The 2524-nt window shown below is 41.7% G+C and carries 3 protein-coding genes; 2 read left to right on the forward strand and 1 reads right to left on the reverse strand.

The window, feature by feature from the left end; genetic code table 11:
* Together A3729_RS06215 and A3729_RS06220 are read left to right on the forward strand one after the other, a co-directional pair.
* Positions 1 to 1362, forward strand: a 1362-nt coding sequence (locus A3729_RS06215; RefSeq protein ID WP_156497733.1) for an NAD(P)/FAD-dependent oxidoreductase, incomplete at its 5' end; no start/stop codon positions are given.
* A complete protein-coding gene (locus tag A3729_RS06220; RefSeq protein WP_068633421.1) occupies positions 1355 to 2266 on the forward strand; it encodes a ferredoxin reductase in 912 nt (303 codons plus the stop codon). The genes A3729_RS06215 and A3729_RS06220, both read left to right, overlap by 8 nt.
* 30 nt (positions 2267 to 2296) lie before the next feature.
* Here A3729_RS06220 and A3729_RS06225 read toward each other — a convergent pair.
* On the reverse strand, positions 2297 to 2524 hold a 228-nt coding region (locus A3729_RS06225), incomplete at its 5' end, for a transposase domain-containing protein (protein ID WP_156497734.1).

Here is a 2524-nt window from a genome sequence, read left to right on the forward strand (position 1 = left end):
TTGCATCAGTTAAGTGGCGTTGGGACAGAAGACAGACCTTTCCTTATGAGAAAAATGTTCAAGGATTTGGATGTACTCGATAAAGTTGAACTGGTTCAGGAAGAGGAGCTATATCGATTAATTGTCCCAGGGAAACAAGATATTACACTTCCCGCGAGTTGGTCAGGCATTCAAAAAGTTCTAAAACAAAATTTTCCTGATGACAGTGATGCTATCACCCGCTTCTTTGATCTAGGAAGCAAGGTTGCTATGGAGTATTACATGGCCTTGCAACAGGTTAGGCGTAGTAATGACGAAAAGCTATTAGAGTCTCAATGTAAACACTTTGCTGCCTACGGTTTAAGAACTACCGATGAAGTATTGAATGAATTCTTCAGCAATAAAGAACTGATCAATACGATCACTCCCTATTGGAGTTATGTCGGTATCCCAACCAATGAATTAGTGTTTGCAGAATTTATTGGAATGCTTTTCGCCTATTGTACCTTCAAACCTTGGCACTTTAAGGGTGGATCTCAGAGTGTTTCTAGCGCAATTATCGATTCGTTTGTTGAAGCCGGAGGGTGCGTAAAGTTTAGTTGTGGTGCGAAGAAAATACATACCGCTGATAATAAGGTTCATGCTATTACACTCGAAGATGGCCAAACCGTAAGCTGTAATTATGTTGTTTCGAACGCCAGCCCACTGATCACCTTCAATGAACTCCTCGATCTTGAAAAGCCACCTATTCAGATCCAACAAGATTTTAAATCTAGACGCAAAGGTGTTTCTGCTGTTTGCTTGTATTTAGGTTTAGATTGTAAGCCAGAGGATATCGGTATTACATCTGCCGCTACCTTCGTAATTGATGGTGACAACCAGGATATTGACGAAACAGAACTATATAAAATGACCGCACCGAAATGGGGAATGGTCACCTGCTACAACTTCATTGACGAAGATTTGGCCCCCAAGGGAAAAAGCGTCATAACTCTTGTAGCACTTCAATACGGCGAAGCATGGCAAGCACTTAGCCCTGAAGATTATGCTGAAGCAAAGTATGACTACGCACAAAAGCTCATTGATCATGTTGAAAAGGCTTACCCAAATCTCAGCCAGTATATTGAAGTTGCTGAGGTAGCGACTCCTTTAACTATGATGCGTTATTTGAACTCACCTGACGGCGCTATTTATGGCTTTAAACAACATATTCAGGATTCTCTCTTATTACGCGACCAATTGAGTGGTATTGAAGGTTTGTATTCCGCAGGAAGTTGGACAGCGCAAGGAGGTTTTCAACCGACCTATATGGCCGGTGAATCAACGGCAAAAAGTATATTGCGTAAAATTAAAAAGTCACAAACGGAGGCTCAACATGCATAAAAATCGCAGCGCAGAACAAAACGTATTAGATGGTGTCGTTGGCTACGTTGAAGCCGTAAAAAAGAAAACCGAGATAGAGCTTAGTGGAAGCGACTTTAGCGAAGAGAAAGGTGCTACGCAAAAGACTATCGACAGTCTACATCCTAAACGCCTTCGTTTACTTGTTACCGATATTTTTACTGATACGCCATCCACGAATACTATTCGTGTCAAAGCACTTGATGGTTACCTTCCCCCTTTTCAAGCAGGTCAGTATATTAACGTTTTTGTTGAGATAAATGGTTCGCCAACTGCCAGACCTTATGCGATGTCTTCCTCTCCCACTGAACGAGACTATTATGACCTGACCGTTAAAAAGGCTCATAGCGGTTTCGTTAGCCATTATTTAGTTGATGATCTGAAGCCTGGTCAAGAGCTTACTAGCACCGGCCCAATGGGAAGCTTTCATCATAATCCACTATTCCATGGTAATGATCTAGTATTCTTCGCTGGCGGATCCGGGATTGCACCTGCACGTAGTATGATCAAACATATCATCGCTAAAGATCTCCCTCATACCATGCATATTATCTACAGCAATAGTTTCGAGGAGGATGTAATATTCGCAAAGGAAATTCGCTCCTGTGCCAAACAGAATCACAATATAAAACTTACAGAATTAATCTCAAGGCCAAGTGAAAGTTATCAAGGCATCGGCGGACGTGTTACTGAAGAGCTTGTTTCATCTTCACTGAGCAACTTAAGCTCAAAGATGTTTTACATATGCGGCCCAACACCCTTTAATGAAAGCTGTGTCGAAATACTTAAAAACTTAGGTGTAAAAGAGCGTCGTATGCTTGTAGAGCTAAACGGCCCTCCTAAGAAACCTGAAACACAAGCACACTGGCCTGAAGATACTTCGTAAACGTAAGGCGAAGCGCACATATCCAAGAATCTAATGATTTAGTATGACATTCCATGGCAGCAGATCTTCCATTTCTGCTTGCTGATCTCTTTTACTAAGTGCTTTCAATAGATAATGAAGATAATCGAATGGCACAAGGTCATTTGCCTTTGCCGTTTCAACAATACTGTAAAGTACACTGCTGGCATGGGCACCACTAGTGGTGTTTGAGAATAACCAGTTTTTTCGCCCTATCACGAAGGGTTTGATTGCTCTTTC

The organism is Oleiphilus sp. HI0043 (genome assembly GCF_001634935.1).

Bases quoted from the DNA above. Each gene is read 5' to 3' on its own strand.
- A3729_RS06220 (WP_068633421.1), top strand. From the start codon at position 1,355: ATGCATAAAAATCGCAGCGCAGAACAAAACGTATTAGATGGTGTCGTT.